The organism is Rheinheimera aquimaris (assembly GCF_020531985.1).
GTDB classification, from domain to species: domain Bacteria; phylum Pseudomonadota; class Gammaproteobacteria; order Enterobacterales; family Alteromonadaceae; genus Alishewanella; species Alishewanella aquimaris.
Window position 1 is genome coordinate 83,378 of sequence record NZ_JAJAVQ010000005.1, and the last position, 26,373, is coordinate 109,750.

24 protein-coding genes are annotated in these 26,373 nt (G+C 50.0%); 10 read left to right on the forward strand and 14 right to left on the reverse strand.

Features of this window, described 5'->3' with window-relative positions:
- Nucleotides 1–7 precede the first annotated feature (7 nt).
- On the reverse strand, nt 8–1,222 hold the full coding sequence (locus tag LHL18_RS16115) for an efflux RND transporter periplasmic adaptor subunit (protein ID WP_226767826.1): 1,215 nt from the start codon (nt 1,220–1,222) through the stop codon (nt 8–10).
- Nucleotides 1,223–1,713: 491 nt separating this feature from the next.
- Between LHL18_RS16115 and LHL18_RS16120 the strand changes: the two genes are divergently transcribed.
- Both LHL18_RS16120 and LHL18_RS16125 read left to right on the forward strand, forming a co-directional pair.
- Nucleotides 1,714–2,325 carry a TetR/AcrR family transcriptional regulator gene (locus LHL18_RS16120; RefSeq protein WP_134058014.1) on the forward strand — a complete coding sequence of 204 codons (612 nt, stop codon included), beginning with the start codon at nt 1,714–1,716 and terminating at the stop codon, nt 2,323–2,325.
- 122 nt (nt 2,326–2,447) lie between these two features.
- Nucleotides 2,448–3,347: an AraC family transcriptional regulator gene (locus tag LHL18_RS16125; protein ID WP_226767827.1), complete on the forward strand. Its 900-nt coding sequence runs from the start codon at nt 2,448–2,450 to the stop codon at nt 3,345–3,347.
- An 11-nt stretch (nt 3,348–3,358) separates the two neighbouring features.
- Here LHL18_RS16125 and LHL18_RS16130 read toward each other — a convergent pair whose 3' ends face one another.
- On the reverse strand, nt 3,359–4,270 hold the full coding sequence (locus LHL18_RS16130; protein WP_226767828.1) for a LysR family transcriptional regulator: 912 nt from the start codon (nt 4,268–4,270) through the stop codon (nt 3,359–3,361).
- Between the two features lie 110 nt (nt 4,271–4,380).
- Here LHL18_RS16130 and LHL18_RS16135 point away from each other — a divergent pair, with 110 nt between their 5' ends.
- The 4 genes from LHL18_RS16135 (at nt 4,381) to LHL18_RS16150 (ending at nt 9,127) form a co-directional block, all read left to right on the forward strand.
- A complete protein-coding gene (locus LHL18_RS16135) occupies nt 4,381–5,145 on the forward strand; it encodes an SDR family NAD(P)-dependent oxidoreductase (protein ID WP_226767829.1) in 765 nt (254 codons plus the stop codon).
- Nucleotides 5,146–5,230: 85 nt separating this feature from the next.
- Entirely contained in the window at nt 5,231–6,157 is a 927-nt protein-coding gene (locus tag LHL18_RS16140; protein ID WP_226767830.1) for a DMT family transporter, read from the forward strand.
- A gap of 126 nt (nt 6,158–6,283) precedes the next feature.
- Entirely contained in the window at nt 6,284–7,012 is a 729-nt protein-coding gene (locus LHL18_RS16145) for a substrate-binding periplasmic protein (RefSeq protein WP_226767831.1), read from the forward strand.
- The gene (locus LHL18_RS16150) at nt 7,013–9,127 is read left to right on the forward strand and encodes a GGDEF domain-containing protein (RefSeq protein ID WP_226767832.1); all 2,115 of its coding nucleotides are present in this window, start codon (nt 7,013–7,015) and stop codon (nt 9,125–9,127) included.
- A gap of 1 nt (nt 9,128) precedes the next feature.
- On the opposite strand, the gene LHL18_RS16155 is transcribed toward LHL18_RS16150, so the two are convergent.
- From LHL18_RS16155 to mtgA, 3 genes are all read right to left on the reverse strand, one after another.
- Complete coding sequence (locus LHL18_RS16155; protein WP_226767833.1) at nt 9,129–9,443, reverse strand: DMT family transporter; 315 nt, start codon at nt 9,441–9,443, stop codon at nt 9,129–9,131.
- Between the two features lie 121 nt (nt 9,444–9,564).
- The gene (locus LHL18_RS16160) at nt 9,565–10,410 is read right to left on the reverse strand and encodes a DNA ligase (RefSeq protein WP_226767834.1); all 846 of its coding nucleotides are present in this window, start codon (nt 10,408–10,410) and stop codon (nt 9,565–9,567) included.
- A 92-nt stretch (nt 10,411–10,502) separates the two neighbouring features.
- A complete protein-coding gene (gene mtgA, locus LHL18_RS16165) occupies nt 10,503–11,192 on the reverse strand; it encodes a monofunctional biosynthetic peptidoglycan transglycosylase (protein ID WP_226767835.1) in 690 nt (229 codons plus the stop codon).
- A gap of 226 nt (nt 11,193–11,418) precedes the next feature.
- Here mtgA and LHL18_RS16170 point away from each other — a divergent pair, with 226 nt between their 5' ends.
- Both LHL18_RS16170 and LHL18_RS16175 read left to right on the forward strand, forming a co-directional pair.
- Nucleotides 11,419–13,272, forward strand: a complete 1,854-nt coding sequence (locus LHL18_RS16170) for an acetyl-CoA hydrolase/transferase C-terminal domain-containing protein (RefSeq protein ID WP_226767836.1) — start codon at nt 11,419–11,421, stop codon at nt 13,270–13,272.
- A gap of 153 nt (nt 13,273–13,425) precedes the next feature.
- A complete protein-coding gene (locus LHL18_RS16175; protein WP_226767837.1) occupies nt 13,426–15,696 on the forward strand; it encodes a GGDEF domain-containing protein in 2,271 nt (756 codons plus the stop codon).
- Between the two features lie 14 nt (nt 15,697–15,710).
- Here LHL18_RS16175 and LHL18_RS16180 read toward each other — a convergent pair whose 3' ends face one another.
- From LHL18_RS16180 to LHL18_RS16195, 4 genes are all read right to left on the reverse strand, one after another.
- Nucleotides 15,711–16,214: a DUF6265 family protein gene (locus LHL18_RS16180; protein WP_226767838.1), complete on the reverse strand. Its 504-nt coding sequence runs from the start codon at nt 16,212–16,214 to the stop codon at nt 15,711–15,713.
- A 13-nt stretch (nt 16,215–16,227) separates the two neighbouring features.
- On the reverse strand, nt 16,228–16,659 hold the full coding sequence (locus tag LHL18_RS16185; RefSeq protein WP_226767839.1) for a GNAT family N-acetyltransferase: 432 nt from the start codon (nt 16,657–16,659) through the stop codon (nt 16,228–16,230).
- A 70-nt stretch (nt 16,660–16,729) separates the two neighbouring features.
- The gene (locus LHL18_RS16190; protein ID WP_226767840.1) at nt 16,730–17,059 is read right to left on the reverse strand and encodes a hypothetical protein; all 330 of its coding nucleotides are present in this window, start codon (nt 17,057–17,059) and stop codon (nt 16,730–16,732) included.
- A gap of 11 nt (nt 17,060–17,070) precedes the next feature.
- Nucleotides 17,071–18,114 carry a hypothetical protein gene (locus LHL18_RS16195; protein ID WP_226767841.1) on the reverse strand — a complete coding sequence of 348 codons (1,044 nt, stop codon included), beginning with the start codon at nt 18,112–18,114 and terminating at the stop codon, nt 17,071–17,073.
- Between the two features lie 140 nt (nt 18,115–18,254).
- Between LHL18_RS16195 and LHL18_RS16200 the strand changes: the two genes are divergently transcribed.
- Entirely contained in the window at nt 18,255–19,172 is a 918-nt protein-coding gene (locus tag LHL18_RS16200; RefSeq protein ID WP_226767842.1) for a peptidylprolyl isomerase, read from the forward strand.
- A 57-nt stretch (nt 19,173–19,229) separates the two neighbouring features.
- Here LHL18_RS16200 and LHL18_RS16205 read toward each other — a convergent pair whose 3' ends face one another.
- The 5 genes from LHL18_RS16205 to LHL18_RS16225 all read right to left on the reverse strand — a co-directional run bounded on the left by LHL18_RS16205 (nt 19,230) and on the right by LHL18_RS16225 (nt 24,879).
- The gene (locus tag LHL18_RS16205; protein ID WP_226767843.1) at nt 19,230–19,520 is read right to left on the reverse strand and encodes a helix-hairpin-helix domain-containing protein; all 291 of its coding nucleotides are present in this window, start codon (nt 19,518–19,520) and stop codon (nt 19,230–19,232) included.
- Nucleotides 19,521–19,692: 172 nt separating this feature from the next.
- Nucleotides 19,693–19,998 carry a hypothetical protein gene (locus tag LHL18_RS16210; RefSeq protein WP_226767844.1) on the reverse strand — a complete coding sequence of 102 codons (306 nt, stop codon included), beginning with the start codon at nt 19,996–19,998 and terminating at the stop codon, nt 19,693–19,695.
- Nucleotides 19,999–20,488: 490 nt separating this feature from the next.
- Nucleotides 20,489–21,010, reverse strand: a complete 522-nt coding sequence (locus LHL18_RS16215) for a YcxB family protein (RefSeq protein ID WP_226767845.1) — start codon at nt 21,008–21,010, stop codon at nt 20,489–20,491.
- 941 nt (nt 21,011–21,951) lie between these two features.
- Nucleotides 21,952–22,332 (reverse strand): hypothetical protein, encoded by a 381-nt coding sequence (locus LHL18_RS16220; protein ID WP_226767846.1) that lies wholly within the window; start codon nt 22,330–22,332, stop codon nt 21,952–21,954.
- 657 nt (nt 22,333–22,989) lie between these two features.
- Nucleotides 22,990–24,879 (reverse strand): sialate O-acetylesterase, encoded by a 1,890-nt coding sequence (locus LHL18_RS16225; RefSeq protein ID WP_226767847.1) that lies wholly within the window; start codon nt 24,877–24,879, stop codon nt 22,990–22,992.
- A 174-nt stretch (nt 24,880–25,053) separates the two neighbouring features.
- Here LHL18_RS16225 and manD point away from each other — a divergent pair, with 174 nt between their 5' ends.
- Nucleotides 25,054–26,262: a D-mannonate dehydratase ManD gene (gene manD, locus LHL18_RS16230; protein WP_226767848.1), complete on the forward strand. Its 1,209-nt coding sequence runs from the start codon at nt 25,054–25,056 to the stop codon at nt 26,260–26,262.
- Nucleotides 26,263–26,373: the final 111 nt, after the last annotated feature.

Sequence of the window (26,373 nt, forward strand, 5' to 3'; positions counted from 1 at the left end):
TGTCTCCTTAACCGCGGTCTTTCGTGCTGTCTGTCTGTGCAGTCAGTGCATTGCTGGTTTGATCCAACTGCTGCTGCTCACTGCGCAGCTTTACCAGTTGCTCGCTACTGGCCATCTCAACCAGTTTCGGTTCGATCTGCATATTTGGCCGCACGCGCTGTAAGCCGTTAACGACAATTTTGTCTGTCGCCGCCAGGCCGTCAGTCACAATACGCAGGCCGTTTACTTTCTCGCCCAGCGTAATGGCACGGTATTCCAGTTGGTTACTGGCATTTACTACCAGCACAAACTTGTTGTTTAAGTCAGTACCAACCGCTTTCTCATCAATCAGCACACCGTCGTAGCTGTCACTGCCGACCAGGCGGATACGGGCAAATAGCCCGGGTAGCAGGTCGTTTTCAGCATTGGCAAAACTGGCACGGATGCGGATAGTGCCGGTTTGAGCATCAATGCGGTTATCAACAAAGTCGACATGGCCGATGTGGTTAAAGCCGGTTTCGCTGGCCAGTGCCATATACACCGGGTTTGCCGCTTCATCACGGGTATCAGCACGTTTACCGTCCTGTGCCAGGCGGGCATATTTCAGATAGGTTTGCTCGTCTACGTCGAAATAGGCATACATTTTGTCGGTAGACACCAGGCTGGTCAGCTGGCTTTGGCCGGCATTGACGTAGTTACCCGCGGTGACCTGGGCATAAGACACCCGGCCACTGATCGGCGCGCGAATGCTGGTGTAGCTTAAATCCAGCTCAGCCCGTTGCAGTGCTGCACTGACTGAGGCCACTGTGGCTGCAGTTTGCTGTTTACGCGCTAAACGGCTATCAAGCACTTCAGCGGAAATAGCGCGCTGGCTGCTCAGTTTCTCTGCCCGGCTGTATTCGGCATCAGCCAGCACAGAGGCACTTTTCGCGCTTTGCAGCTCGGCTTTTAACCGTGCAACTTCGGCAGCAAAAGGCCGCGGGTCTATTTGCACCAGCAGATCACCTTTTTGTACCAGAGCACCTTCGCTAAAATGGATCTGCTCGATATAGCCTGATACCCGGGGTACCAGATTTACCGTTTGCGGTGCCTGCAGCCTGCCAGTGAATTCATCCCACTCAGTCACGCGCTCATATACCACCTGCGCCACACTAACCAAAGGCGCGGCCTGTGCCTGCGCCTGATCAGCCGCTTCCGGATTGCCACAAGCAGCCAACACCAGGGCAGCTACGCTTCCTAACATAAAAGTTCTTACAGTGTTTTTCGTACTCATGACGTTAATCTCCACGCTTTTTTGTTTCTCGCTGCTAAAAAAGCAACAAATAAAACTTGCCAGTTATGTACCGTTCGGTAAATATATAGGACGCAACAAAACAGTCAACCTATTTTTGTACCGGTTGGTAAATAAATTTATTTATACTACAGACGAATTTGTTCTAACGTTGAATCAGCACCGTTGCAGTGCAGTAAAACAAGCAAACTGACAGAGGCTACTGCCAGCTTATGACGTTAGTTTACGCGCTGTGCCGCCGTGGGTTAATGCCGGATGCTCGGGCATTCTTGCCTGAAACTCCACAGGCCATTGTTGGCAAACACAGTGAACCCTCAGGGGTATAAGTGGTCTTAGCAGATGTTAGCGGAAAGATTTCTGTACTGTAAGGTATATAACCCTTACTAGACACGGGGTCTTTTGCTGTTTAGTATATAAGCAAGTTTTAATGCAGGAGCTGAACCATGTCAGCAATAAGTTGTACCCCTAATGTTGGACGGCCACGTGCCTTTGATATGGACACCGCACTGGAAAAAGCGCTGGAAGTGTTTTGGCGTAAAGGTTATGACGGCACGTCTTTATCAGATCTGACTGAAGCTATGGGTATCAACAAACCTAGCCTGTATGCTGCCTTTGGTAATAAAGAACAGTTATTTTTAAAAGCGATTGAGCTGTACGAAAGCCGCCCCTGTTCTTTCTTTTTACCGGCGCTGGAAAAACCTACTGCCTATCAGGTAGCCGAGCATATGCTATATGGCGCAGCAATGAATATGGCAGATCAGAGCCATCCACAAGGCTGCGTTGTGGTGCAGGGCGCATTGTCGTGCAGTGAAGCCGCCGCCACCGTGAAAGAAGCCTTGATTAACCGCCGGCTGGAAGGCGAACAGAAATTACGTGACCGCTTTGAGCGGGCAAAAACCGAAGGCGATTTGCCTGCCGATGCCGACGCCGAAACCCTGGCCCGTTATCTGGGTACTGTGCTGCAGGGTATGGCTATTCAGGCCAATAATGGCGCAAGCTGTGAGCAATTGCGGCTGGTAGCACAGATGACTTTGCAAGCGTTCCCACGCGCTTAAAGCAATGGAATCTGCCTTAAACTCCATACTTATTGCCTAATCCTACACAGGCTGCTGCCAGCCATAGGCAAAGCAGCCTGCCATGCCTATACTGCTGCAGTTAACACTGTGGAGGGCAGCCTGTGACAGAGCAACGCGAAGTACTACGTCAGCAAATGCTGCAGCCTGTGCAGCAGCTGCTTAAGGACAGCGGTATTAATGAAAGCTGCGTACCCGGCTTAAAGCTGTACCGCAGTAATGCACCAACATCAGCTACCCCTACATTATATGAGCCGACACTTTGCCTGTTATTGCAGGGCAGTAAGCAGATCCTGCTGGGTGAAGAAATGCTGCAGTACAACCCGCTGCAATATTTGCTGGTACCGGTGATGTTGCCGGTCAGTGGTAAAATTATCCGTGCCAGCAGCAATGAACCTTACCTCGGTGTCAGTATCAGCCTGGATTTGCGCGAACTGACCGAGCTGGTGATCGACCTGGGCGACAAGGTGCCGCGTCAGCCACAGCCTGCCCGTGGCATCAGTATCGGCGATGCTGACCTGGACTTACTGTCGGTGTTTCAGCGTATTTTTGCGCTGTTGCAGCGGCCGCAGGATATTGCCGTACTGTACCCACTGTTAAAACGCGAGCTGCTTTACCGCTTACTGTTAGGGCCGGCCGGCAGCCATCTGCGCGAGTTTACGCTGCTCGACAGTCAGGCCAGCCGCATCGGTAAGGTTATTGATACGCTGCGCCAGCGTTTTAACCAGCCGCTGCGCATAAAAGAGCTGGCCGATGTGGCGCATTTAAGTGAATCGGCACTGTTTCAGGCGTTTAAAGCGGTCACGTCGATGTCGCCGCTGCAATTTCAAAAGCAGCTGCGCCTTAACGAAGCGCGCAGGATCATGTTGTATGAAGGCTTGGAAGCCGCCACTGCCAGTTATAAAGTGGGTTACGAAAGCCCGTCGCAGTTCAGCCGTGAATACAGCCGGCTATTTGGCGCACCACCCAAGGCTGATGTGGCCAGGTTTCGTCAGTCGGTCTGAGTCCGGCAACCTCACGGGTACGCTTGCAGATACTGCTGCAGCTGCTGTTCAAACCACTGCATAAACACCTGCAGCCGGCGGCTGACATGACGCCGGTGCGGATACAGCAACCACACCGGCATAGGTGCACAGCGGTACTGCGGCAAAATATCCAGCAGTGCGCCGCTTTGCAGATAAGCCGCGGCGCCAATCACCGGTGCCTGAATAATCCCCAGCCCCGCCAGACAGGCGGCACTGTACGCATCAGCATTATTGACTGTCACCATGCCCGGCATCGACAACCTGTGCTCCTGCCCCTGCACGCTGTATTCAAAGTAACTGTTTTGCTGGCCCAGCACAGTGACGTAATGCACCAACTGGTGCTGCGGTAAATCGGTCAATGTTTGTGGCATACCAAAGCGGGCAATATAGGCCGGGCTGGCCAGATTGCGCATCGGTAACTGCGCCAGTTTACGCGCAACCAGACCTTCGTCGCCCACACTGCCCACCCGGATCACGCAGTCAAAGCCCTCTGCCACCAAATCGACTTTACGGTCGGTGCTACTTACCTCCAGCCGGATATTCGGGTACTGCTGCATAAAGTCAGGCAACTGCGGCATCAATATATGCCGCGCCATACCGGTCGACATATCTAGTCGCAGCACCCCGCTTACCTGGCTACTTTGCTGCTGAAACAGGTTTTCAAGTTCCTGATACTCATCGAGCAATAGTAAACTGCGGTCATAGCACAGCTGGCCATCCTGCGTCAGGCTGACACGGCGCGTAGTGCGGTGCAATAAACGACAGCCTAAATGTTGCTCCAGCTGCTGCACCACATTAGACACATGGGTTTTTGATAAGCCCAGGCTGGCACCGGCTTTGGTAAAGCTGCCAAGCTGTACTACCCGGATAAACATCTGCAACGCCTGCAGTTTGTCTTGCATATCATTGTCCATTAATGCTTAACAGTTTTACCATTTCTAGCATGTTTATCACTTCAAAAACAACCAATAAACTGAACGTCGTAACTGAGTAACCCAATACGGAGCACACTATGACAGCAACTAACCCTATCGCCCTGATCACCGGCGGCAGCCGCGGCCTTGGCAAAAATGCCGCTCTGGCACTGGCGCAGCAAGGCACGGATATTATTCTGACCTACCAGCAAAACGCCGCAGCAGCGCAGGCGGTGGTCAGCGAAATAGAATGGCTGGGCCGAAAAGCCGTGGCACTGCCGCTGGACGTAGCCGACAGCAGCAGTTTTGCTGCCTTTGCCAGCCAGGTGCAACAGCAATTACAACAGCATTGGGGCCGCGATAGCTTTAATTATTTGCTCAATAATGCCGGCATTGGCATCAATGTGCCCTTTGCCGATACCACAGAGCAGCAATTTGACCAGCTGATGAGAATACATGTAAAAGGCCCATATTTTCTGACTCAGCAGTTGTTGCCATTGCTGGCCGATCAGGGCCGTATTTTAAACGTTTCAACCGGCTTAACACGTTTTGCCGTGCCAGGTTATGGCGCTTATGCCGCGATGAAAAGCGCGATGGAAACCCTGACCCGCTACTGGGCAAAGGAGCTTGGGCCCCGCGGCATCCGCGTTAACGTGTTGGCACCCGGAGCCATTGCTACCGACTTTGGCGGCGGCACGGTACGCGACAATGATAGCGTAAATCAGTATCTGGCCAGCCAGACAGCCCTGGGCCGGGTTGGCCAGGCCGATGATATCGGTGGTGTCGTCAGCTTACTATTGTCCGAACAGGCAGGCTGGATCAACGCCCAGCGCATTGAAGCCTCAGGCGGCATGTTTTTATAACGAAAATATTGTTGTGCCAGCCACTGCCAGAAAGCAAAAAAGGCCGTATCATAGGCGCCTTTCTTGCTGCTGCAGTGGCGCCTTTATGCAAAACATTCTGTTGTACCTAATCACGGTTTTAATCTGGGGTTCTACCTGGTTCGCTATTGAGTTTCAGCTTGGCGATGTTGCGGTAGAAGCCTCACTGACCTACCGTTTTGCCTTGTCGGCGCTGCTGATGTGGGCCTATTGCCTGTGGCGGCGTCTGCCGATGCGCTTTAGTATGAAAGATCATGGCTTTATAGCGCTATTGGCGCTGTTTAACTTTGCCCTGAACTACATTCTGATTTACCAGGCACAGCAGTACCTGACCTCTGCCATGACGGCTATTGCTTTTACCACTATGCTGCTGATGAACATCGTTAACACCCGGTTGTTCTTCGGCAAGCCGGTGGCGAAACGCATCTACTTTGGTGCGTTAATGGGTATTGCCGGTATTGTCGTGCTGTTCTGGCCCGATTTAGACGGGCTGGACCTGACCAACGCCAGTCTGCTCGGGCTGATACTGGTACTGGGCAGCGCGCTCAGTGCATCGCTTGGTAACATGGCCAGCGTACGCAACTCGCGTGCCGGCCTGCCCATAACGCAGGTAAACGCCTGGGGCATGCTGTATGGCACTATTATGCTGGCGCTGATGGTAGGCATCAGTGGCACCAGTTTTACCTTCAGCACGGCGCCGGCTTATATCATTTCTTTACTGTATCTGGCGGTATTTGGCTCAGTGATAGCTTTTGCAACTTACTTTGCACTGCTAAAAGGTATGGGGCCGGAAAAAGCCAGCTACACCATAGTGCTGTTCCCGCTGGTGGCAGTAGTATTAAGCACTTTATTTGAAGACTTTGTCTGGACCAGCTACACCTTTAGCGGCTTTGCACTGGTGCTGCTGGGTAATGCGCTGGTGCTGACCCCTTTTGCCAAAATTAAGGCGCTGCTGTTTAAGCCTGCGGTAACTGCACAGCCAGAATTACCCTGAGCAGAAACAGCAACAGCTAAAAGCGGCGTCGGTACCGAAACGCCGCTGCCAATTTCACTCCAGCTGCTATAGTACAAAGCATGCCGTGTAAACCGGCTGCTTTGGACTGGCAGAAGTGGAGTGTAAATGAAGTATGCAGTAACAACACTGCTGTTATTTTGTTGCTGGCCGGCACAACCATGCCAGTGGCCAGAGCTTAGCTTTCTTGTTGGCGTGGAAAAACCTCCCTATATCGAAGTGGCAACCCAAAGTGGCTACGAGCTGGAACTGTTACAGCAGGTCAGCCTGAAAATGCACCGCTGTGCCGTGTTTATTCATAGCCCCAATGGCCGCCTGCTGGAATTATTTAAGCAAGGTGTCGCTGATTTTGCCTCGCTGCAACGCAGCACTCCCGATGGCACCTATGCCACTCTGCCCTATATCAGTTACGAAAATGTGGTCATTACCCGCAGCGATCTGCAGCCGCCGCTACAAACACTGGACGATTTAACCGGCCGCAGGGTGATGGCTTTTCAAAATGCCCGTCAGTTTCTGCCACCGGCTTATGCCGAATTAGTACCCCGCTTTAGCAGCTATCTTGAGGTGGTCGAACAACATCAGCTGCCAGCCATGCTGTTAAAAGGCCGGATAGATGCGCTGGTGATGGATAAAAATATCTTTGAATACTACTACCGCCAAATCGCCCCCGGTGATCAAAACCTGCAGCAACTGCCACTGTTTGGAAAAAACAGTTACCATCTGCTCGGGCGCGATCCCTGGCTGGTGCAGCGCTTTGATCAGGCGCTGCAACTGTTTCAGCTGAGCAAAGAGTACCAGCAGCTTCAGCTTAAGTATTTTCAACAGGTTAATCAGTAAATGCAGTGGCAGTTATTATTCATTTTACTATTGGTTGTCGGCAGTGCCGGCCCGACTGCACTGGCAGCAGACACCGACTTTACGGCTTTACGCAGTCAGATAGAAACCAGCCGACAGCAAGGCAACCTGGATCAGGCGGAGAAGCTGACTGCAGATTATCTTGCGATGGCGACAAAGCAGGCTGACACTCAGCAACAGGCACTGGCTTACCATCAAATGGGTAATAACGCGATGGAGCGTAATAATTACCCACTTGCCAGGCAGCAGCTTGAGCAAGCCATCAGCCTGTTACAGCCAAATGGTCAGTCAATAGCGTTGGCCAACGCGATACGCCGGTTAGGTATGGTGTACCGTTATCAGACGGATTATGCCAGCGCGCTGCGATATGTCTATCAGGCGATGCAAATCTATCAGGCATTGGAGGACGAATCAGAGATAGCCAACACCTACAGCAGTATTGGTACCATACTGGAAAAAATGGGTCAGTATGAAGAGGCATTACAGGCTCATCAGCAAAGTTTTGCACTGCATTTTAAATTAGGTAATCAGAGTAGCTTGGCCAGCGCGATTTATAATCTGGGCGACTTGCACCGCGTACTAGGCGATAAAGACAAAGCGCTGGCGTATTTTCTGCAGACCCTGCAGCTGGATCTGGCCAGCGGTGACAAATTAAATATTGCCTACAGCCATAACAAGCTGGGATACCTGTACAGCGAGCTTGGCGAATTTACTAAAGCCACTGAGCATACACAGCAAGCGATGATGCTATTTGAACAAATTGGTGCCCCGCGTGATACCGACTGGGGTCGCACTGTTGTTGCCAAACTGGCAATGGAACAGGGTGATTTTCTTAAAGCACAGCAATTACTGGATGGCGTGATAGAGCGTGCTAAAGCCCACAGTTATAAAAGCCTGCTGGTAGACGCCTATAAAATGGCCGCTGAACTGGCGCTGCGCCAAAACAATGCTGAAACAGCACTGCGTTATACCACTGCCGGGATAGAACAGGCACAGCAAAACAATGAGCGTGCCGACGAAGCGCTGCTGCAGCATATGCAAGTGCAAGCATTGGTAAAGCTGGATGCGGTGCGCGAAGCCTTAGCTGCCATGTTAAGACAAAAGCAGCTGGACGATGAGATTTTCAACAGTAAACGCGCCGCGACTATTGCGGCTATTCAGGCACAAACCGATTTTACCCGTCAGCAATATCAGATTGACCTGCTGCAAAATGAACAGCAGCTGCAACAAGCCCAGTTAGAACAGCAGCACCTTATCCGTAACTTCTGGATCTCAGGCCTGGTTGCCGCTTTTATCCTGATGATTTCGCTGTACCGGCGTTATGTACAGCGTCAACAAAACCGCCGGCTGGAGCAGGAAGTTGCCACCCGAACTCAGCAACTACAACAAAAAAATACTGAACTGGCGCACGCCTACCAGCAACTGGAAATTGTCAGCCTGACCGATAAATTGACCGGCCTGCATAACCGGCATTTTCTGGAAAGCCATATCATGACAGAGCTGGAGCAATGCCGCAGAATGCAGCACCGTAGCGATGATAGTTTGCCAGCAACACATAGCGAGCTGGCGCTGTTTATGATCGACCTCGACCATTTTAAGTCGCTAAATGACAGCTATGGCCATAGTGTCGGTGATGAGGTATTAAAACAGCTACGCCACATTATGCAGCAGGTATTCCGCCAGTCGGATTATCTGGTGCGCTGGGGCGGAGAAGAATTTGTCGCGATAGCGCGTAATATCAACCGCGACGAAGTCAGTCATCTGGCGCAGCGCTTTGTCGACGCCGTGCAGCAAACACCAATATTGGTGACAGGCTGTCAACCACTGCATATCAGCTGCTCTGTCGGCTATGCCTGTTACCCGTTACCACTTGGCGAGTCTGCGATGCACTGGCAGCGCCTGCTAAAACTGGCCGATCTGTGTTTATATGCTGCCAAGTACAGCGGCCGTAATGGCTGGGTGGGCCTGGACAACTGCGCAGCCGAATTGCCACTAAGCCAAGCCGGTATTAATGCCGCGCAGATGCAGGCCTGGCAGCTGCAAGGCCTGTTGCAGCTGCAGCACAGTTTTGGCGGCTCAGTTAAATGGCAAGCCTGAGTTAATGGCTTAGTTTAAGGCCAACCACGCCGGCAATAATCAGCGCAAAACAGCCCAGTTGTTTTATTGTGATAAGTTGGTCGAAAAACACATGGTTAATCAGCGTAATAGACACTACCCCCACCGCCAGCCACACCAGATAAGCGGTAGGTGCCGGTATATCTTTTAACGATAAACCAAACAACACCAGGCTGGCGGTCATACAGGCCACGGCGAAAATGACATAAGGAATTTTGCTAAAAGAAGCTGATTTTTCGATGCCAATTAACCAGCCAGCTTCAAGTACACCGGCAACAAACAAGATAAACCAAGACATAACACACCCCATTTCAGTGATGGGGCCGTCCCCGGATGAAATGGAGCGGTGAGGTCGTCCTCACTTCCAGAAGGGTTAAAACGCGCGCATTCTGGCAAAACAGACCGGTATTTGCAAGCCGCTAAAACGTCTGATGCACCCTTAAAAACCGGGCAAAACGTGATAGGCCTGAGCGGGTATAACCGTTATAGCGATAGGTAATGATGCTGCCAATTTCCGGCGGAGTTTGCCGTAGTGCATCGGTTAAGCCGCTGCCGATGGCGAACGTTTTGCCATCCGGCATTTTTACCACTAAAGCCCCCACCATGCCCTGATACTTACCTTTGCCGGGCCGGTAGCCAATGACTTCAGCTTCGGTATCCTGATAGGTTTTCAGTTTCAGCAATGCATTGCTTCTGCCGGTAGTATAAGCGGCGTCCTGATGATGCAACATCAAGCCTTCGGCACCAACTTGTTCCAGTTCATGCAGTTTTGCCTGCAGCTGTTTCTTACTAGCGAGCCTGAACTGCGGCACCAGCTTTAAATAAGGGCTGTTTTGCTGCAGCACCAACTGCTGCATCAGTGTTATACGCTCGCTAAAACTGCCCGGTGCATCCGGCAGTTCGAAAATGTAATAGCTTATCTGCCGCCATTCACTGTCAACCGGCGTGGCCTTACTGACAATACTCAAGGTTTCTGCAAACTTATTGCGGCCCAGCCACAACTCACCATCGAGTTTTTGCGCTGGCAATGCAGTAACAAACCATGCCGGTGCAGCAATAAGCTGGCCGCCACGCGAAATAAGCTGCTTGCCATCCCAGAACGCACGTACGCCATCTAGCTTTTCGCTAACCCAGTATTGCTGCACATCGATATTATCGCGGTACACCTCTGCCAGCAAAAGATCAGGCTTAGCAGGCGCCGCATAGCCAGGACAACAACATAAAGTACAGCCGACAAGCAAAGCTAAAGTTAACTTTTTAATCACTATTTAGCATCCTTTTATTTAAATAAAAAGTGTAGTGATTAAGTCTGTTTCAGCAAGCCCGGCAGATTAACGTTGATACTTTTCGCTATGCGCTATTGCAGAACCGGTGTCAGGTAGCCATTGCCCAGCTGGCGCATTTGCTGTTCAACCCAGCTCACACGTTGTTGCAGGTAAGGTGTTAACCGGCGTGGATCGCGTTTACGCGGGCTGGGTAATAATACCGCCAGCCGCGCAGCTTCATTGCGGCTGAGTTTACTGGCGGGCTTGCCATAGTAATACTGGCTGGCCGCTTCTACGCCGTACAATCCTTTGCCAAATTCGGCGATATTTAAATACACTTCCAGAATACGTTTTTTACCCCATACCAACTCCAGCCCCAGCGCCAGGGTGGCCTCCAGCCCCTTGCGCAACATACTGCGGCGGGGCCACAGCAACAGGTTTTTCGCCGTTTGCTGGCTGATAGTACTGGCACCGCGCAAGCCGTCACCGTCGTCAAACTGCTCCAACGCTTTTTTTATTTCTGTCATATCAACGCCAAAATGCTGCGGAAAGCGCTGATCCTCAGAAGCGACCAACGCCAGCGGTACATGCGATGGCAGCGTATTGATATCCACCCAACGCTGACTGACCGGATACGGGCTTTGCAGCATAAAGGCTGACGTAGGCGGCGCAACGAACCGCAGCAGCAATAACAGCAACAGTACAAGCAGCAGTAATGCCAGCATACCGCGCCAACATACAAACCAGATCCAGCCGATAAAACCGCGTGTACCCTGAGCCATTAATCCTCGCTTCACCGATGCCTGTTATTCGCTGCGCTGTAAATCGCCACTATCTTCGCCAGCCATTATGCGGCATCTTACTGAACTGACACTAAATATAGAATGAAAAGCCGCCTCTGGCCGTTTTATAGCCATCACCTTACTTTACTCAGGCTAAGTTAAGCTTGTTTTGTTACTACATTAGCTATGGTTTATCTGTACTGTGTTAACTGGAGAATGCCTTTATATGCTGGCTGAGCTGCTTATTCTGTCTAACGCTAAAACTATTGCCCAGCGCATTGTCGACAAGACCGGCGGGGATATCCGGCTGGCACTGCCGCTAGGGCTGGGCAAAGCCAATACCATCGTTAATGCGTTAACCGACCTGGCTGTTGCCGACCCGTCTATCAGACTGCATCTGTTTACCGCGCTAACCTTACAACACCCGCGCCCGGCAAGCGACTTGCAGGCCCGTTTTCTCGGCCCGGCCATAACGCGCCTGTTCGGTGCTTATACCGCACTGGATTACGCCACGCGTTTAGCCGACGGCAACCTGCCAGCGAATATCCGTGTGCAGGAATTCTTTTTTCAGGCAGGCAGCTGGCTGGGTAACCAAAGCGCCCAACAAGGCTATATACCGGTTAACTACACCCATGCCTTAGATACCTTGCTGGCACTAAAACCCAACGTCATTCTGCAGTTGCTGGCGCGTGACAAAGACAGGTTCAGTTTGTCCGGTAATACCGACATCACTGTCGACCTGCTGCGGGCACGTGCCCGTGGCGAACAGAGCTTTATTCTCGCCAGTGAAATTAACGCGCAGCTGCCCTTTATGCCCGGAGCAGCTGAGCTTAACCCTGATGAGCTCGACTGCGTGCTGGATGATCCTGCCAGCCAGTTTGAGCTATTTTCTGTACCCAAGCGCCCGGTTGAACTGGCCGATCACGCTATAGGCCTGCATGTCGCAGGGCTGGTGCCGGATGGCGGCACCTTGCAAATCGGTATAGGTTCACTTGGTGATGCCGTTGCGTCGTCGCTGATCCTGCGACACCAACAACCAGATACCCTCAGGGCCGTTATGGCAAAAGCCCCCTTCCCCGGCCATGCCGCTGCGCAACACAGCAGTTTCACCCGCGGACTGTATGGCGTAACCGAAATTCTGGTGCAGGGCTTTTTACGATTGATAAAAGCGGGCGTGATCCGGCGTGAAGTAGAGGGTGCACTGGTTCATGCCGGTTTCTTTGTAGACTGTCACGATTTCTACCGTGAGCTACGCGACATGCCCGAGCACGAGCGCAGGCTAATCCAAATGATGCCGGTGTCCTTTACCAATCAGCTGTACGGTGACGAACTGCCCAAACGCGCAGCGCGCCAAAACGCACGCTTTGTGAATGCAGCAATGAAAGCCACTGTGCTGGGTGGTGTTATTTCAGATATTACCGACCAAGGCCAGATTGTCAGTGGTGTCGGCGGCCAGTTTAACTTTATTGAGCAGGCATTTGCGCTGCAAGGGGCGCGGGCGCTAATTACATTGCAAGCAACACGGGAAAGTAAAGGCAAAGTGGTGTCCAACATTGTGTGGCAGCATCCGCATGAAACCATTCCACGGCATTACCGCGACATTATCGTCACCGAATACGGTATTGCCGATCTACGCGGTCGCTCTGATGCGGAGTGTATCATGGCAATGATTTCTATTGCCGACAGCCGGTTTCAGGCCGATTTACTGGCAAAGGCCAAAGCAGCAGGTAAGCTGCCCAAAGCGGCCAGCGTACCGGCGCCGCATCGCAACAATACGCCGCAAAATCTGCGAAACTGGCTGGCACCCGTTGTCGCTGACGGTACCCTGGTACAATTTCCGTTTGGTACCGACTTCACTGACGTCGAACAGCAATTGCTGGGCGCGCTTAGTCTTCTCAAAGCCAAAGCAGGTTCATACCCGGCAATGGCGGCGTTACTGTGGCGGGGCCTGGTAAGCAGCAAGTCCCCTGCGCAACTGGCCTGTCTGCAGCGCTTGTCGCTACAGCAGCCACGCTCTGTTACAGAGTGGCTGACGGCGCAGACGGTAAAAGGCGCTTTGGCTATAGCCACTGAGCACTGACACCCTTGGCAGTATACCCTTCGCCTACTTAATCCTAAGCGAACATGAATACTGCAGTGTGATGTTTTGTGCTTCTAAATTGCTGCACAAACGAATAGCATAGTCGGTTTGCCGACAGCCGTGTTTGGTCGCGCCGTAATAATGGAGTAGTTTATGCGCCTTATCACTTTGCTTATTTTATGTTGGTCATTAGCGGCCTACGGCAACACGGCAGATACGCGGCAAAGCCTTGAAACAGAGTTGAACGGTGCGACGCCACAGCGGCAAATCAGCATTCTGCAGCAGCTGGTAACAGAAAACTTTAAGTCAGACCCGCCGTATGCGCTACAGCATGCCGACACGCTGATTAGCTTATTTGAATCCACCGGGGCCACAGGCCAGGATTACCTTGAAGCACTGCAGCAAATGGCAACCTTACAGGTTGGGCAGGGTTTGTTAGATGAAGCCAAAGCGAACGCCGAAAAGCTTGCTGCTGGTGCGCAGCTACTGGCAGAGCGCAACCGGCACATTCAATCGCTGAAGACCCAAGGTGTGATAGCCAGGATCCAGTCAGATTATGACGGCGCCCTGGACTACTTTCAGCGTGCCGCCGCACTTGCTCGGCAACACGACCTGCCAGATGCCGCGGTACAAGTAGAATACGAAATTGCCATTATTTATTATTTTATGGGCAAGCACGCAGACGCCATTGAGCTACTCAAAAGCATTCAGCCAAAAGTCGAACAGGCCAATAATCAGCTTCTTGCCGGTAAGGTGCTGAATATTCTTGGCATTGTTTACGCCAATCAATCCAGATTTGAGGAATCACTTGACGTTATGCTGACGGCGCTGGAAATACAAAAGTCGCTGAAAAACAAAGGCGCACAGCAGGCATTACTGAACAATATCGGTGTAACCTATAACCGGCTGGGTAAAATCAGGCAAGCGCTGGATATTTATATTGAATCACTAGACCTGGCTGTTGAATTAAAAGACGTGCAGAGCGAAGCGCTGGCACTGATCAATATTGCGGCTATACAGCAAGACCTTGGCGACTACGAACCGGCTCAGGCTAATTTATCGCGTGGTATGGCGATAGCGCGGCAACTGAATGACAAAAACTTAATTGCCCAGGGCCTGAACAGCTCCGCCGAGTATTACTTGGTTAAAGCCGATTTTGCCAAAGCTATTCAGTTATCAATCCAGGCGTTAACCCTTGCCGACAGCAGCGGTGATAAAACCACAGCGGTGAAACCGCGGCAAAACCTGGCCAAAGCCTATCTGGCGCAGGGCGACATTGCTAACGCCTTGTTGTATATCGAACAGGCAATTACCATTGCTGCTGAACTTGAGAATAAATCTAACCTTAGCAAGCTGTATAAACAGCTGGCGGATATTTATCAGCAAGACGGCCGGTATGCCGAAGCGCTGTCTGCGCATAAGCGCTACAGCGAACTGAATAACGAGGTATTTAACAACGAAAGCGACAAGAAAATGGCCGCCTTACGTGCCAGAAATGAATCGCTGCAAAAAGATCGCAAAATTGAAGCTATGGCAAACGAGCAAAAAGTTCAGGCTATTCAGTACCAAAACGAGCTGACATTACGTGATCAGGTTTCCGCCCAGGCCGAGTTCCAGCGTTATATCTTCGCTGCCCTAATCACACTGCTGCTGTGTGTGTTGTTTATGATCTACCGCCGACGCCTGCAAACCAGGCTGAATAAGCAACTCAGCCAGTTAGTCAAAGATCGCACCCGCGAGCTGGCCGCCAAACATATCGAGCTGGAACGCGCCTATACGGTCATGGAAACACAAAGTTTAACCGACCAGCTGACCAAGCTGCATAACCGGCGGTTTTTAATGCAAAAACTGCCTGAAGATTTAGCCAATACACCAGCCGATGCCAACGAACAGGACTTTGTCTTTCTGCTGCTGGATCTGGATAACTTTAAACAGGTCAATGACACTTACGGCCATACTGCCGGTGATCTTATCCTTATCCAGTTTAGTGACCTGATGAAACAAGTGTTTCGCAGCAGTGACTACACCATTCGCTGGGGCGGAGAAGAATTTCTGGTGGTGATGCGCCATATGAACCGCGCCAACGCACCGGCCTATGCCGAGCGCTTGCGCCGCACTGTGGAGCAACATAACTTTGATATTGCCGACGGCAGCAGCATCAACATGACCTGTTCAATCGGCTTTGCCTGTTTCCCGGATACCCAGGGCGAAAGCCCGATACTCAGCTGGAACCAGGTGATTGATGTAGCTGATATTTGTTTGTATGCGGCGAAAAAGTCGCAGCGAAATGCCTGGATTGGTGTCGAGAAGCTGGCAGCACACACTGGTTTTCAGGATTTAATCAGCGATATGTCCCTGTCTGTCGCGGCAAATCAGGTGAAGATAGTGTCATCTATAGCCGCAGATGAGATTGTCTGGGATTGATACCGCTGCCGTTGTTATGGTTTTACTCTGTTATATTTAAACACCGCTTCTTTTAGCTGCGGCTCACGCTCAAACACCACAAACATATGCATCTCATCCTCAGAGATTTTGCGAATGGTAAAACCGTCAAAATAGGCAGTATTGTCTTCTATCTTTACCAGCGGAAAATCCACGGTTTTATCTTTCTCTTCCCAGCCTTTTAAGTCATGGTTAAAGTGCTTTAGCTGCAACACTAAGCTGTCGGCCACTTCGCGGATAATCTCAATTTCATAAAACTTTACTTTGCCATTGCTGCTGAGTTTAAAAGTACCGACCATAGTGCCGGCAAACGGCGGTGCCCAATGCTCTTCAACCACACCACCCAGTGCTTCACCACGCCAATGCCCTGCCAGCCAGCTTAACTGTTCGATGTTAGCTTTTGGCGATGCCTGCCCCGGTGCCAGCGTCAGTGTTTCAGCGGCGTACACTTCAGATATACAAAGCAGCAATACACAGCAAATTCGTAGCACAGTATGCATGGTAGTTCTCCCTTTAACCTGTCTGACTATAGATGTCGGGCTTATAAATCTCCATAAAGCTATCGGGCCTGCTTAATGCGGTAAAGCCAAACTTCTGATACAAGCCATGCGCATTCGACGTGGCCAGCGTAAAACGCCTGACCTGCTGCACACTGGGGTGCTGCAACACAGCCGCCATTAGTAACCCGGAAATACCCTTGCCGCGATGCTCTGGCCAGACAATCACATCAACTAAATTGGCAAAGGTCGCCTGATCGGTAATGACCCGGCAAAAACCTACCTGCTCGTCGTTTAAGTACGCGCCAAAGCATATCGAGTGTTCAATCGACGTTGCGACGGTAGCCAGGTTAATGCCTTTAGCCCAGGTACTATGCTGGGTCAGAAAATCATGGATCTTAATCACATCAAGCAGTGATTTATCGTCATTGATAATAATATCAGTCATCCCTAACCTCATTGATCCTGCTTGTTTTACATCCCAGCAGTAGCCAAGTTATGAACCAATTTAAATGGTTCTAAACAAAATAGAAGGTAATAGCTGAAATAAAGCAAAGCCAGGCAGAAATATTATAAAACAGCGCCAAATACCCATCTTTGGGCCTGGCAACTTGCCTGATAACATCGCCTGGTACTAAGGTAGACTTTGCAAACCAGCTTGAAATCAACGCAAATGAATACAGATTTAAACGTATTCCAATACCGTCCCAAACGGGAAGGGTGATCCCTCGCTTTTCTAGATTCCTATCTAAATATCTAAGTGAAATTCTGCCAAACAATAGGGTTGCAACACCCCAGTTGAGAATTAGAACTGCAGTGAGAATGCCCAGTGTATCCTTGATTTCCAATTCAATAATCTCTAAAAGCGAATATTAAGATTGTACAACGTATCCGCAAGGTCTTTACCTATCTTATCCGCCATTTTTCCGCTTAGTAAACCCACCGCCAACCCACCTATAATTGCCACAACCCAGCCTGCAGGCGTGGCAACAAGCGCCAGCGTTAAAGCGGTCGTTGCGGCTGCGCCTAAATAAGCGCCAACAGCCACCCCAAAACCAAAACCAGCCATCTCCCTGGATAACTCTCTCTGCCAGTCTCCCCCTGTCTGGTAGGTATTGTGAACATTACTAATACGCAACCCTGCATCCAATGCAATAACACCTTTACCAAGTAAATTGCTACTGCGTTGAAACTGCTGCACTCTTTTGAAATTGTGACTACTTTGCAGTTTGATTGCTGTATCGGTTTTACTACCACGCGCCAACCCCATTGCCCGTTCTGGATTTGTCCAGACGGTACCACGACTTCCTGTTTTAGCGGCATTAGTCGCCATAATTCGTTTAATTTCACCCTGAAAGTGTTTGTTAACATCTGCCTGAGCAGTACTGACTTTTTCTGCCAGGGCACGACGTTCTACCGCATTGGCTTTACTGGCGTAGGCCGCACGGTATTGCTCTAAAGCCAACTGGTATTTTGCGACATAGCCTGAAAAACCTTTTAGCCTTGACTCCACTGCGGTTGCAGCGGCCCCAGCGTAGCCAGTCATTTCTCTTTTCAGGTAAGGTATAGCGGTATTTTGAGTAAAGTTGTTCACTGACTGTATAGCGGGCGATAATTGCAGCTGATAAAACTCTGCCAAAGCGTCAACGACCTCGGCACCAAAGTCTTTGTTCAAACGCGCGATATCTTTACGCTCAGCTGGCGGAACCTGTTTTAGCATTTCAAATAACCGTAACGTCTCTGAATCATTTCCAGAGACCTTGTCCGATTTTGTTAAGTAGGGTGTACCGGCCGGTAACATTGCCTGCTCGCCAAAAGATTGATTATCCAATGTGCTGCCAGTTGGGCATGGGATCCATTTTTTTGATATCGGATCGGTGGTAATACAGATTTCAAGTGCCATTATTCATCCTTGATAAAGTGTTAATTTAAGGTGAATTTTAGTTATCTGTAACGATAATAGCAAGAGCGGCGGGATGCTGTAGTAGCGACAGAGAAAGTTGTCTGTTAGCTTATTTAAAAAACACTAACAGGAACAAGCCGATGCGGAAAAAACAGCCGCTCTTTTCTTTACTGACCGCCGCTATACTGGCCAGTAGCAGTGCAGTCGCCAGCGACACAGCAACCCCAAAAGTAACGGTATCCGACTGGCTGGCACAAAGCAGCTCCAGCGATTGGCGCGAGCTTGATGCCGAAAACACCTTATATCTGGAGCTGCCTGCAGGCAGGGTGATTATCGAATTAGCCAGCGACTTTGCACCTAAACATATCAGCAATATTAAGGCGCTGGTGCGCGAAGGCTTTTATCAGAACATACCTATAGTGCGCGTGCAGGATAACTACGTCGTACAATGGAATGAACCCGACGGTGCGACGCCAAAACCGTTAAAGCAGGCCAAACGCAGTATAGCGGCAGAATTTACTGTTAAGCTGCCAGCTAACTTTGCCTTCACCGCTTTAGCCGACTTTGATGGCTATGCGCCAAAAACCGGCCATGTTAATGGTTTTGCCATGGCAATGGACCCCAGTAACAATAGCGGCTGGTTAACCCATTGCTACGGCGCCGTCGGCATCGGCCGCGACAACGAAGCAGACAGCGGCTCCGGCACCTCTATGTATGTGGTGACAGGCCATGCACCACGGCACCTGGATCGCAATATCACGCTGGTTGGCACAGTGCGCCAGGGCATGGCGTTATTATCCACCCTACCCAGAGGCCAGGGCGATATGGGGTTTTACACCTCCGCCGATCAATACACTTATATTAAAGACATCACCCTGGCTACAGATCTGCCGCCAGAAAAGCGCACAGCACTGCAAGTACTACGCACCGATACAGCAACCTTTAAAGGTGTTGTAGAAGCACAGCGCAACCGCGGCGGAGACTGGTACTTACACCCGGCAGGGTATATTGAAGTGTGTAATGTCAGAGTGCCGGTAAGAGAAACGCAGGTAAAATGATTTAATGCCTTAATAACCATGCAGGGCTAGCAGAAAACTATCCCTGTCTTTTGATTATCACTGTGCACTATGCGCACGTTTACGCTGTGCCGTGTAGTGCCACCACGGTTTGGGGTCGTCACCATTGATAAAGCGGGTTATCGAAATAAATACATCATTGACACAAGGGTCATGCCGCTGGCCAGTAATATCGCATAACCGGTAATACATGTCGTACGGGTCTTGCCCCAGCAAGTCGGCAGGCTTTTCAATACCCAGTAATACCAAATCTGCCGCACTCGCCTTACCAATATTTGGCAAGTCGGTTAGCTTAGTCACCTTTTCACGTATTACTTTGTCTGGGTGCATTATTATCGTACCCCTCTATTTTCAATACCAACTACTGTCGTTTACTTGCCAACATAGCCAGTACTCCTCTGCATCACTGTATTGTGGTTATGAGTAATAAGCAGCATTTATTGCATGCCTGCAAAACCGTGCTGATGGCGATGGCAACTTATTACTAAAAACACTCTGCATCTCAGGTGAAGATGGCAATAGCCAGCATCACTAAGCAGATAAACAAAATCCAGGGAAACGGCGATGCCCACCAGCTTAAGCGTTTTGACGCAGCAGTTTTAGCACTTAACCGCCAGCGCTCTTTTGTTTGTTCCGTTTGTTTATAACGCTCTCTAAGCTGGGGCCCCGGAAAACCGTACACGGTTATGCCAAGAAATATCGCATACCAGCCAACATTTGACAGCTTAGGTAAAAAAGCCAATATCGACACACCCGTTATCAGAAACACGCAGCCAGTGATGAGGTCATTCTTAGTTGGTAATTTCATTCTGCAAAGTCACCCTGTTACGCGCAAAGGCGAGCAACGCTTTTCAAAATCAGCGGCAAAAGGGCACAATTGTGGCCGCGATGGTTAAATATTGATGGCATAACTAAAAACCAAGCTTATTAACACAAATATAAAACCCAAATTCTGAATTAAAACATCAGATTGGCGATACTCTGTTTTAGGCTGTATGATTTTTGAGAGTGATAGTTTTCGGGTAAAGAAGTCGCCGGGCATAAGTCGAATACTTGAATATCCCAAACAAATAAACCCCAACGCCTGAAGTAACAACGACGCCTTCTGCTCATACGCAAAAGCAACAATTGTGATAGTTGCTACACTAAACCAAAAAACGCTCGGCCAATGTATATTTCGCTTTTTTTCCATCCGTGAAGCTACTCCGTATTTTTCTGATCATGTAACGCGAAGCTTTGAGCGACTGGAGCTCAGCATACACCGCCCCAGCCAAGACAGCGGCAGCAACATTGCCTTGTTATACATACTTTTTAAGTATTGATTGGAGCTCTGCTTTTTCTATATCAGAGGAGAAAGAAGAAGCAGGGATGATTAACGCAAGAAGCTTATCTAAAAAAATATAAAGATCACCGCTATTATCTTCCACTGATTCAACACTTTCCCATTTATAAAAACACCTTCCAAGTGGATTTATTTCTGTGATTCCGGCAGTAGCAAACTCTATGGTTTTTTCTCCAAGCATTAAGCCATTTTCATGGGGAATACTCGACTGACGGAGTTTACGCATATTGATAGAGTAAGCGACAATAAACACAACAAAAGGGAGTGCAGCTATTGCCGCTGACGGCCAATGAAAGCTAGACAATGATATTGAATCAATCTGAAATACGAACATAAACGCGATCGTTAAAACGCACCAAATAATCATGTTTTTGATAAAGCCGACACCACCCTTAGGTTGTGGTGTACACAAGCGCTTAAACGCGTAATTAGTGAAGTTAAGATAATCAGTCTTAGTGACTGTTATTGTTTTAATCATAATTCAAACTTTTCCGTGTAATTATAACGCTTTGCTAATTGGCTGCCGCAGCGCAGCATAGGCAACGTTTTTTGTGACCAAAACGAAACTAAGCAACTTGTTATACATTTTCTTTAACCTTTGGTACCTTAAGCCGCATACACAACAGAACCATTAAACCGCAGATTAAACCAGTAGCTAAAGAACCGTTTAGGCCTGCATTTATAAAAAGCGGCTTGATCAAAAGAGCACTGACTACAGCCGGACCGAATAATATTGCCACCCATTTGAGGCTTACATATAACTGGATGGGCTTGGTGCATTTTGGGCAAAATTTAGATTTTCCAAATTTGTTCAGTTCTTTTGAGAATACGCCAACTGATTCGAAACAATGTGGGCACTTCATATGCTACCTCCCTGTAGGTGCATAACGCTCAAAGCAAGCGTACGGTACGCGTAGCCTGCCTTTTTCGTTATATACGTTTTAAAGACTCGTTTTTTATATCTCGTTTCGTAACCCACCGAAAGATCCTCCGGAGTATGGGCACGTCAAACTCGATCTCTTGTTGATACTGGCAACTTTTACAGAAAATATAGAGATACAAAATCTCGAAAAGGACCAGACGCCCCTTAATCCCAACATAGTAATATTTTTGCGGATGCTTACTAAACTTAATGTCTATTTTTCGTTTAGAGCATTCTGGGCAATCCAAAGGATGTTCGCATTCAGCGTGTTTCAATAGCATCCTGCGTGCATCTATTTCATGACCATTTTCTCCAGCTAAATAACCACATTTAGGACAATGCTCAAGTTTCTTATCTACTCCAGAATTACAGACTAAACATATCCAGTTGTAGCCTACCAATCCAATTTCTCCGTGTGCATATAACGCAAAGCTTTGGGAAGCCTGAAGCTCAGCGTAAACCGTCCCAGCCACGATAGTGGCGACAATAGCGCCTTGTTAGTACTCAAGTTTATCCCATGCGATAACAATGTTTGGAACAACTTCCCGCACTCTATTACTAATATCTAGTACTATGTCATGGTTTATATCTGATGCCGCCAAAACATTAATACGTTGGATTTCACAATCGTTGTGAGCTTGTAATAAGTGTTTGGCAAACTCATCAGTAGATAACAGGCTACTTTGAAAACGCACATTTTGTGCGTCAACCACTTCAATTTTATGAGTCTCGCAACGAGTTAGACAACACATGCCCGGGCATTCTGTACTTGTAGATATCTCCAAGCCTAAATCATCTTTCTGGAAGCTGAGAAACGCAAAGTACATAACCAGCGCTAGTAGAACTGACATAAAACCTAATTGCATAGAGTTGTTCATCGGTCTTCGCCTTGATTACTAACGCTCAAAACAGCGGCGCTGTAAACGTCCGCCTGCTTTTGCTTGTTAGCGTTTTAATTTGTACCATATTTTGCGTGGCCTAAATGGTTTATTACCGGTGCAAGAAAATACAAGCATTTAGTGCCAGCCTTAGTCTCCCAACACCAGTTATCTTGACACTGTAGAACAGCTATTGCTTCCAACCTCGTTAAAGTATGAATATCCTCACCTCGGTAAGTATAAATTTCAATCAGTCCTTGTTCGGCTAGCTCAACTATTCGTGCTCTTATTTTTTGATCGAAATCATCATTGTTCCTAAGAACATCAGCGAGATGTTCTTGATCTAATACTGCTGATTTAACGTGACTTTCTGAATCAAACATGTGCACCCGCTAACAGCTTATTCAAAGGATCTATCCCCGCAAGTTGCGTTTAAAATATCCCGCAAGTTACAAAATTAAATTCAGTCTATGGCGTCAACCAAATGTAAATCAAACATATTTTTCATGTAGCAAATTACGACATTGCAAAATACAGGTTTTGCACCCACAAGTTGCTATTAGAAAACTCAAAGTGGAAATTATGCTAGCGGCTGTTCCTGACAAGGGATACCAAAACGCGGTTTCGCGGCGAATACTTCGCCGCACTACAACTTAATTACTCTGCCGGATAAACAAAAGGCGATGCCGGTAGGCCTGCCTGGTTATACAGCACGGCATCCGGGTTATCGGCCCAGGCATAGCGCACTTGCACTGGCGCTTTGATATCAGCATGCGACAGCACCAATTGTTTACCCTGCAACTTTACCTGTGCCCAGCGGTACTGGCCGTCGCTGCCGGCAATGGCAAAGCTTTGGCCGGGTTTAAGCACCAGCTGCTGGTCAAAGCTGAGCAGCAACTTATCGCCCTGCGCTTTTACCTTTTGCAACTGCGGCCCCTGGTATTGCACATCTTCGCCCAGTGCTACTGCACGCGCCGCTAATGCCAGGCGCTGACCGAGTGTTTTTTTATCCACCGGGTGGATATCGTTCCACTCGCCTACATCAATCGCCACCACCATAGCGGTGTTAGGTTCATCCTGCACCCGGCGCTGCGCTTCACGCAGCGCAGCCCAACCACTTTCGGTGGGCTCTGGGCTTTTCTGCAGATAATTGGCCAGTTGTACATATAAAAACGGCAGCTGTGGCTGTTGCCACTTCGCGCGCCAGTCGCGGATTAAGGCACGAAAGCGGCGCAGATACTGCTGTTCACGACCAACGTTCGACTCGCCCTGATACCAGATCACGCCTTTTAGCGGCAATGTGGTCAGTGGCGCGGTTAGGCCGTTATATAGCCCCAGCGGTTGCCAGCGGATAAAGGTATCACCCGGTAACACTTCGGCTTTACCACCGATGCGCATTTTCCAGTCGCCGCTAAGCGCTATTTGCTGCGTATCGTTGCCCAGCCAGTAAGGTTTATCCGGCATCAGGCCGGTTTTACCGCTGGTTGCGGTAATACGCACGGCAATCAGGTTAGCGCCCGCTTTTAGCACAGCTGGCGGCAGCTGATAACGCCGCGGCGGGTACTGGTAAGTGGTATGGCCGACTTTAACGCCGTTGATATACACCTCATCGGCATCGATGATAGAACCGAGCCGCAAGGTATCGGCTGCTGCGGCTTGCGCCGCCGTTAGCTGCACAGTTTTACGCAGCCACCACACGCCGGTAAAAGGCTCTGCGCGAAAGCCCGGTACGCTGAAGCTTTGCCAGTCGCTGTCGTCCAGCTCGGGTGCATACCAGGGTGTAGCACCGGTTAAGCCGGCATCGGCTTTGGCCAAAGCACCATACCACTGTGCGTTTTTGGCTTTATCTGCCGCTTCACTCTGCGCTATCAGCGCTTTATCGCGAAACTTCAGCCCTTGCGCCAGTGCATCGGGGAATGCCTGCAGCGCTTCTTCACTAAGCCAGGCTTCAACTGGCGAGCCGCCCAGGGCATTATTTAAAATGCCGATTGGCACGCCATTGTGCTGATACAGCTCGCGAGCAAAATAAAATGCCAGCGCCGAAAAGCCGGCGATATGCTCGGTAGTAGCCGGTAGCCACTGCCCGCCGCTTAGATCTTGCTGCGGCGCATCAAAGTTATAACGCTGCGGCACGGTAAACTGGCGGATCTGCGGATAGTTGGCGCTGGCTAAATCAGCGGCATAAGCCTCAGCTACCCTTGCCATTGGCAGCTCCATATTCGACTGGCCCGACGCCAGCCAGACATCACCAAAACAAATGTCGGTCAGCGTAATACTATTTGAGGCAGCAAATGTAAGGCTATGGCCACAACCCGGCGCTTGTGATGGCAGCGTAAGCTGCCAGCGGCCGTTTTCAGCGCGCGCCTGGCCGAGCACGGTGTCGTTTAACTGTACGGTCACTGTTTCGCTATCATCTGCGTAACCCCACAGCGTAATGGCGCTGCCGCGCTGCAATACCATGTTGTCACTGATAAGTTTCGGCAGTGTAATCGCGGCCTGTGCACAGAAGCTACAACTTAACGCCAGCAGTAATAGTGTTTTCGTCATCGGGTATCTCCGGCAATACGATGGCTTCAGCCTACCATGCTGTATCAGTGCGCCAAGCCTTTGCCTAAGAATGGCTAATAGCGAATAAAAAAACGTAAAACTGGCAATGGCTTTCTCAATTGCCCTGCCATAACGCCATGTTAGCCTGAGTTTTTATCTAACAGGGTAACCACTATGAAAATCATTGCTGCGCGGGTGATTGTTTGCAGCCCCGGCCGTAATTTTGTCACGCTGAAAATCGAAACCGATCAGGGCTTATACGGTATTGGCGATGCCACACTAAATGGCCGTGAGCTGGCGGTGGTGAGCATGCTGAACGACCACATGCTGCCTTGCCTGATTGGCCGGGATGCCAGTCAGATTGAAGATATCTGGCAGTATTTTTACCGTGGAGTGTACTGGCGCCGCGGCCCGGTGAATATGACGGCGCTGGCCGCAGTAGACATGGCGCTGTGGGACATTAAAGCCAAAGCCGCCGGCATGCCGCTGTATCAGTTACTGGGCGGGCGCAGCCGCGATAAAGTGCTGGTGTATGGCCATGCCAACGGTAACGACATCGATCATACGGTAGAAGCCGTGGCGAAATACCGCGAGCTGGGCTATCAAGCCATCCGCGCCCAGTCCGGCGTACCGGGGCTGGCGTCAACTTATGGCGTGTCTAAAGATACATTATTTTACGAACCGGCCGATGCCAGCCTGCCAACAGAAAACCTGTGGTCAACCAGCAAGTACCTTAACCATACGCCTAAGTTGTTTGCCGAGCTGCGCCAGCAATTTGGTGATGAGCTGCACCTGCTGCATGATGTGCATCACCGTTTAACGCCGATAGAAGCAGCGCGGCTTGGCAAAGAGCTGGAGCCTTACAAGCTGTTCTGGCTGGAAGACACCGTACCGGCGGAGCTACAGGAGGGTTTCCGGCTGATTCGCCAGCACACCACCACGCCTCTGGCGGTGGGTGAGGTGTTCTCGTCAATTCATGATTGTCAGCAGCTTATCAGCGAGCAACTGATTGATTATATCCGCACTACGTTGGTACATGCCGGCGGCATTACGCACCTGCGCCGCATTGCTGCACTGGCTGAGCTGTACCATGTTAAAACCGGCTTTCATGGCGCCACCGATTTATCGCCGGTTACCATGGGTGCAGCACTGCATTTTGATACCTGGGTGCCTAACTTTGGTATTCAGGAATATATGCGCCACACCGATGAAACCGATGCAGTATTTCCACACGACTACCATTTTGAGCAGGGCTTTTTACACTGCGGTGAAAACCCGGGCCATGGTGTCGATATTGACGAGAAACTGGCAGCCAAATACCCGTATAAGCGGGCTTATCTGCCGGTAAACCGGTTGGAGGATGGCACCCTGTTTAACTGGTAACAGGCTCGAACAATGACACTGAACTGCAGATAGCAGGAACAGCTTTACCCTAAGCCAACCGTTGGAGCCCTGGACGGGCGGAAACGAGCCCCCAGGGATGGGTTTACGGCG

What these genes read in the sequence shown, in the direction of transcription:
- LHL18_RS16195 (WP_226767841.1), bottom strand. Translation starts at nt 18,114, where the DNA reads ATGGCACTTGAAATCTGTATTACCACCGATCCGATATCAAAAAAATGG.
- LHL18_RS16220 (WP_226767846.1), bottom strand. Translation starts at nt 22,332, where the DNA reads ATGAACAACTCTATGCAATTAGGTTTTATGTCAGTTCTACTAGCGCTG.
- LHL18_RS16215 (WP_226767845.1), bottom strand. Translation starts at nt 21,010, where the DNA reads ATGATTAAAACAATAACAGTCACTAAGACTGATTATCTTAACTTCACT.
- LHL18_RS16205 (WP_226767843.1), bottom strand. Translation starts at nt 19,520, where the DNA reads ATGCACCCAGACAAAGTAATACGTGAAAAGGTGACTAAGCTAACCGAC.
- LHL18_RS16120 (WP_134058014.1), top strand. Translation starts at nt 1,714, where the DNA reads ATGTCAGCAATAAGTTGTACCCCTAATGTTGGACGGCCACGTGCCTTT.
- manD (WP_226767848.1), top strand. Translation starts at nt 25,054, where the DNA reads ATGAAAATCATTGCTGCGCGGGTGATTGTTTGCAGCCCCGGCCGTAAT.
- LHL18_RS16175 (WP_226767837.1), top strand. Translation starts at nt 13,426, where the DNA reads ATGCGCCTTATCACTTTGCTTATTTTATGTTGGTCATTAGCGGCCTAC.
- LHL18_RS16225 (WP_226767847.1), bottom strand. Translation starts at nt 24,879, where the DNA reads ATGACGAAAACACTATTACTGCTGGCGTTAAGTTGTAGCTTCTGTGCA.
- LHL18_RS16150 (WP_226767832.1), top strand. Translation starts at nt 7,013, where the DNA reads ATGCAGTGGCAGTTATTATTCATTTTACTATTGGTTGTCGGCAGTGCC.
- LHL18_RS16185 (WP_226767839.1), bottom strand. Translation starts at nt 16,659, where the DNA reads ATGACTGATATTATTATCAATGACGATAAATCACTGCTTGATGTGATT.
- LHL18_RS16145 (WP_226767831.1), top strand. Translation starts at nt 6,284, where the DNA reads ATGAAGTATGCAGTAACAACACTGCTGTTATTTTGTTGCTGGCCGGCA.
- LHL18_RS16180 (WP_226767838.1), bottom strand. Translation starts at nt 16,214, where the DNA reads ATGCATACTGTGCTACGAATTTGCTGTGTATTGCTGCTTTGTATATCT.
- LHL18_RS16135 (WP_226767829.1), top strand. Translation starts at nt 4,381, where the DNA reads ATGACAGCAACTAACCCTATCGCCCTGATCACCGGCGGCAGCCGCGGC.
- LHL18_RS16170 (WP_226767836.1), top strand. Translation starts at nt 11,419, where the DNA reads ATGCTGGCTGAGCTGCTTATTCTGTCTAACGCTAAAACTATTGCCCAG.
- LHL18_RS16140 (WP_226767830.1), top strand. Translation starts at nt 5,231, where the DNA reads ATGCAAAACATTCTGTTGTACCTAATCACGGTTTTAATCTGGGGTTCT.
- mtgA (WP_226767835.1), bottom strand. Translation starts at nt 11,192, where the DNA reads ATGGCTCAGGGTACACGCGGTTTTATCGGCTGGATCTGGTTTGTATGT.
- LHL18_RS16115 (WP_226767826.1), bottom strand. Translation starts at nt 1,222, where the DNA reads ATGTTAGGAAGCGTAGCTGCCCTGGTGTTGGCTGCTTGTGGCAATCCG.
- LHL18_RS16210 (WP_226767844.1), bottom strand. Translation starts at nt 19,998, where the DNA reads ATGAAATTACCAACTAAGAATGACCTCATCACTGGCTGCGTGTTTCTG.
- LHL18_RS16200 (WP_226767842.1), top strand. Translation starts at nt 18,255, where the DNA reads ATGCGGAAAAAACAGCCGCTCTTTTCTTTACTGACCGCCGCTATACTG.
- LHL18_RS16155 (WP_226767833.1), bottom strand. Translation starts at nt 9,443, where the DNA reads ATGTCTTGGTTTATCTTGTTTGTTGCCGGTGTACTTGAAGCTGGCTGG.
- LHL18_RS16130 (WP_226767828.1), bottom strand. Translation starts at nt 4,270, where the DNA reads ATGCAAGACAAACTGCAGGCGTTGCAGATGTTTATCCGGGTAGTACAG.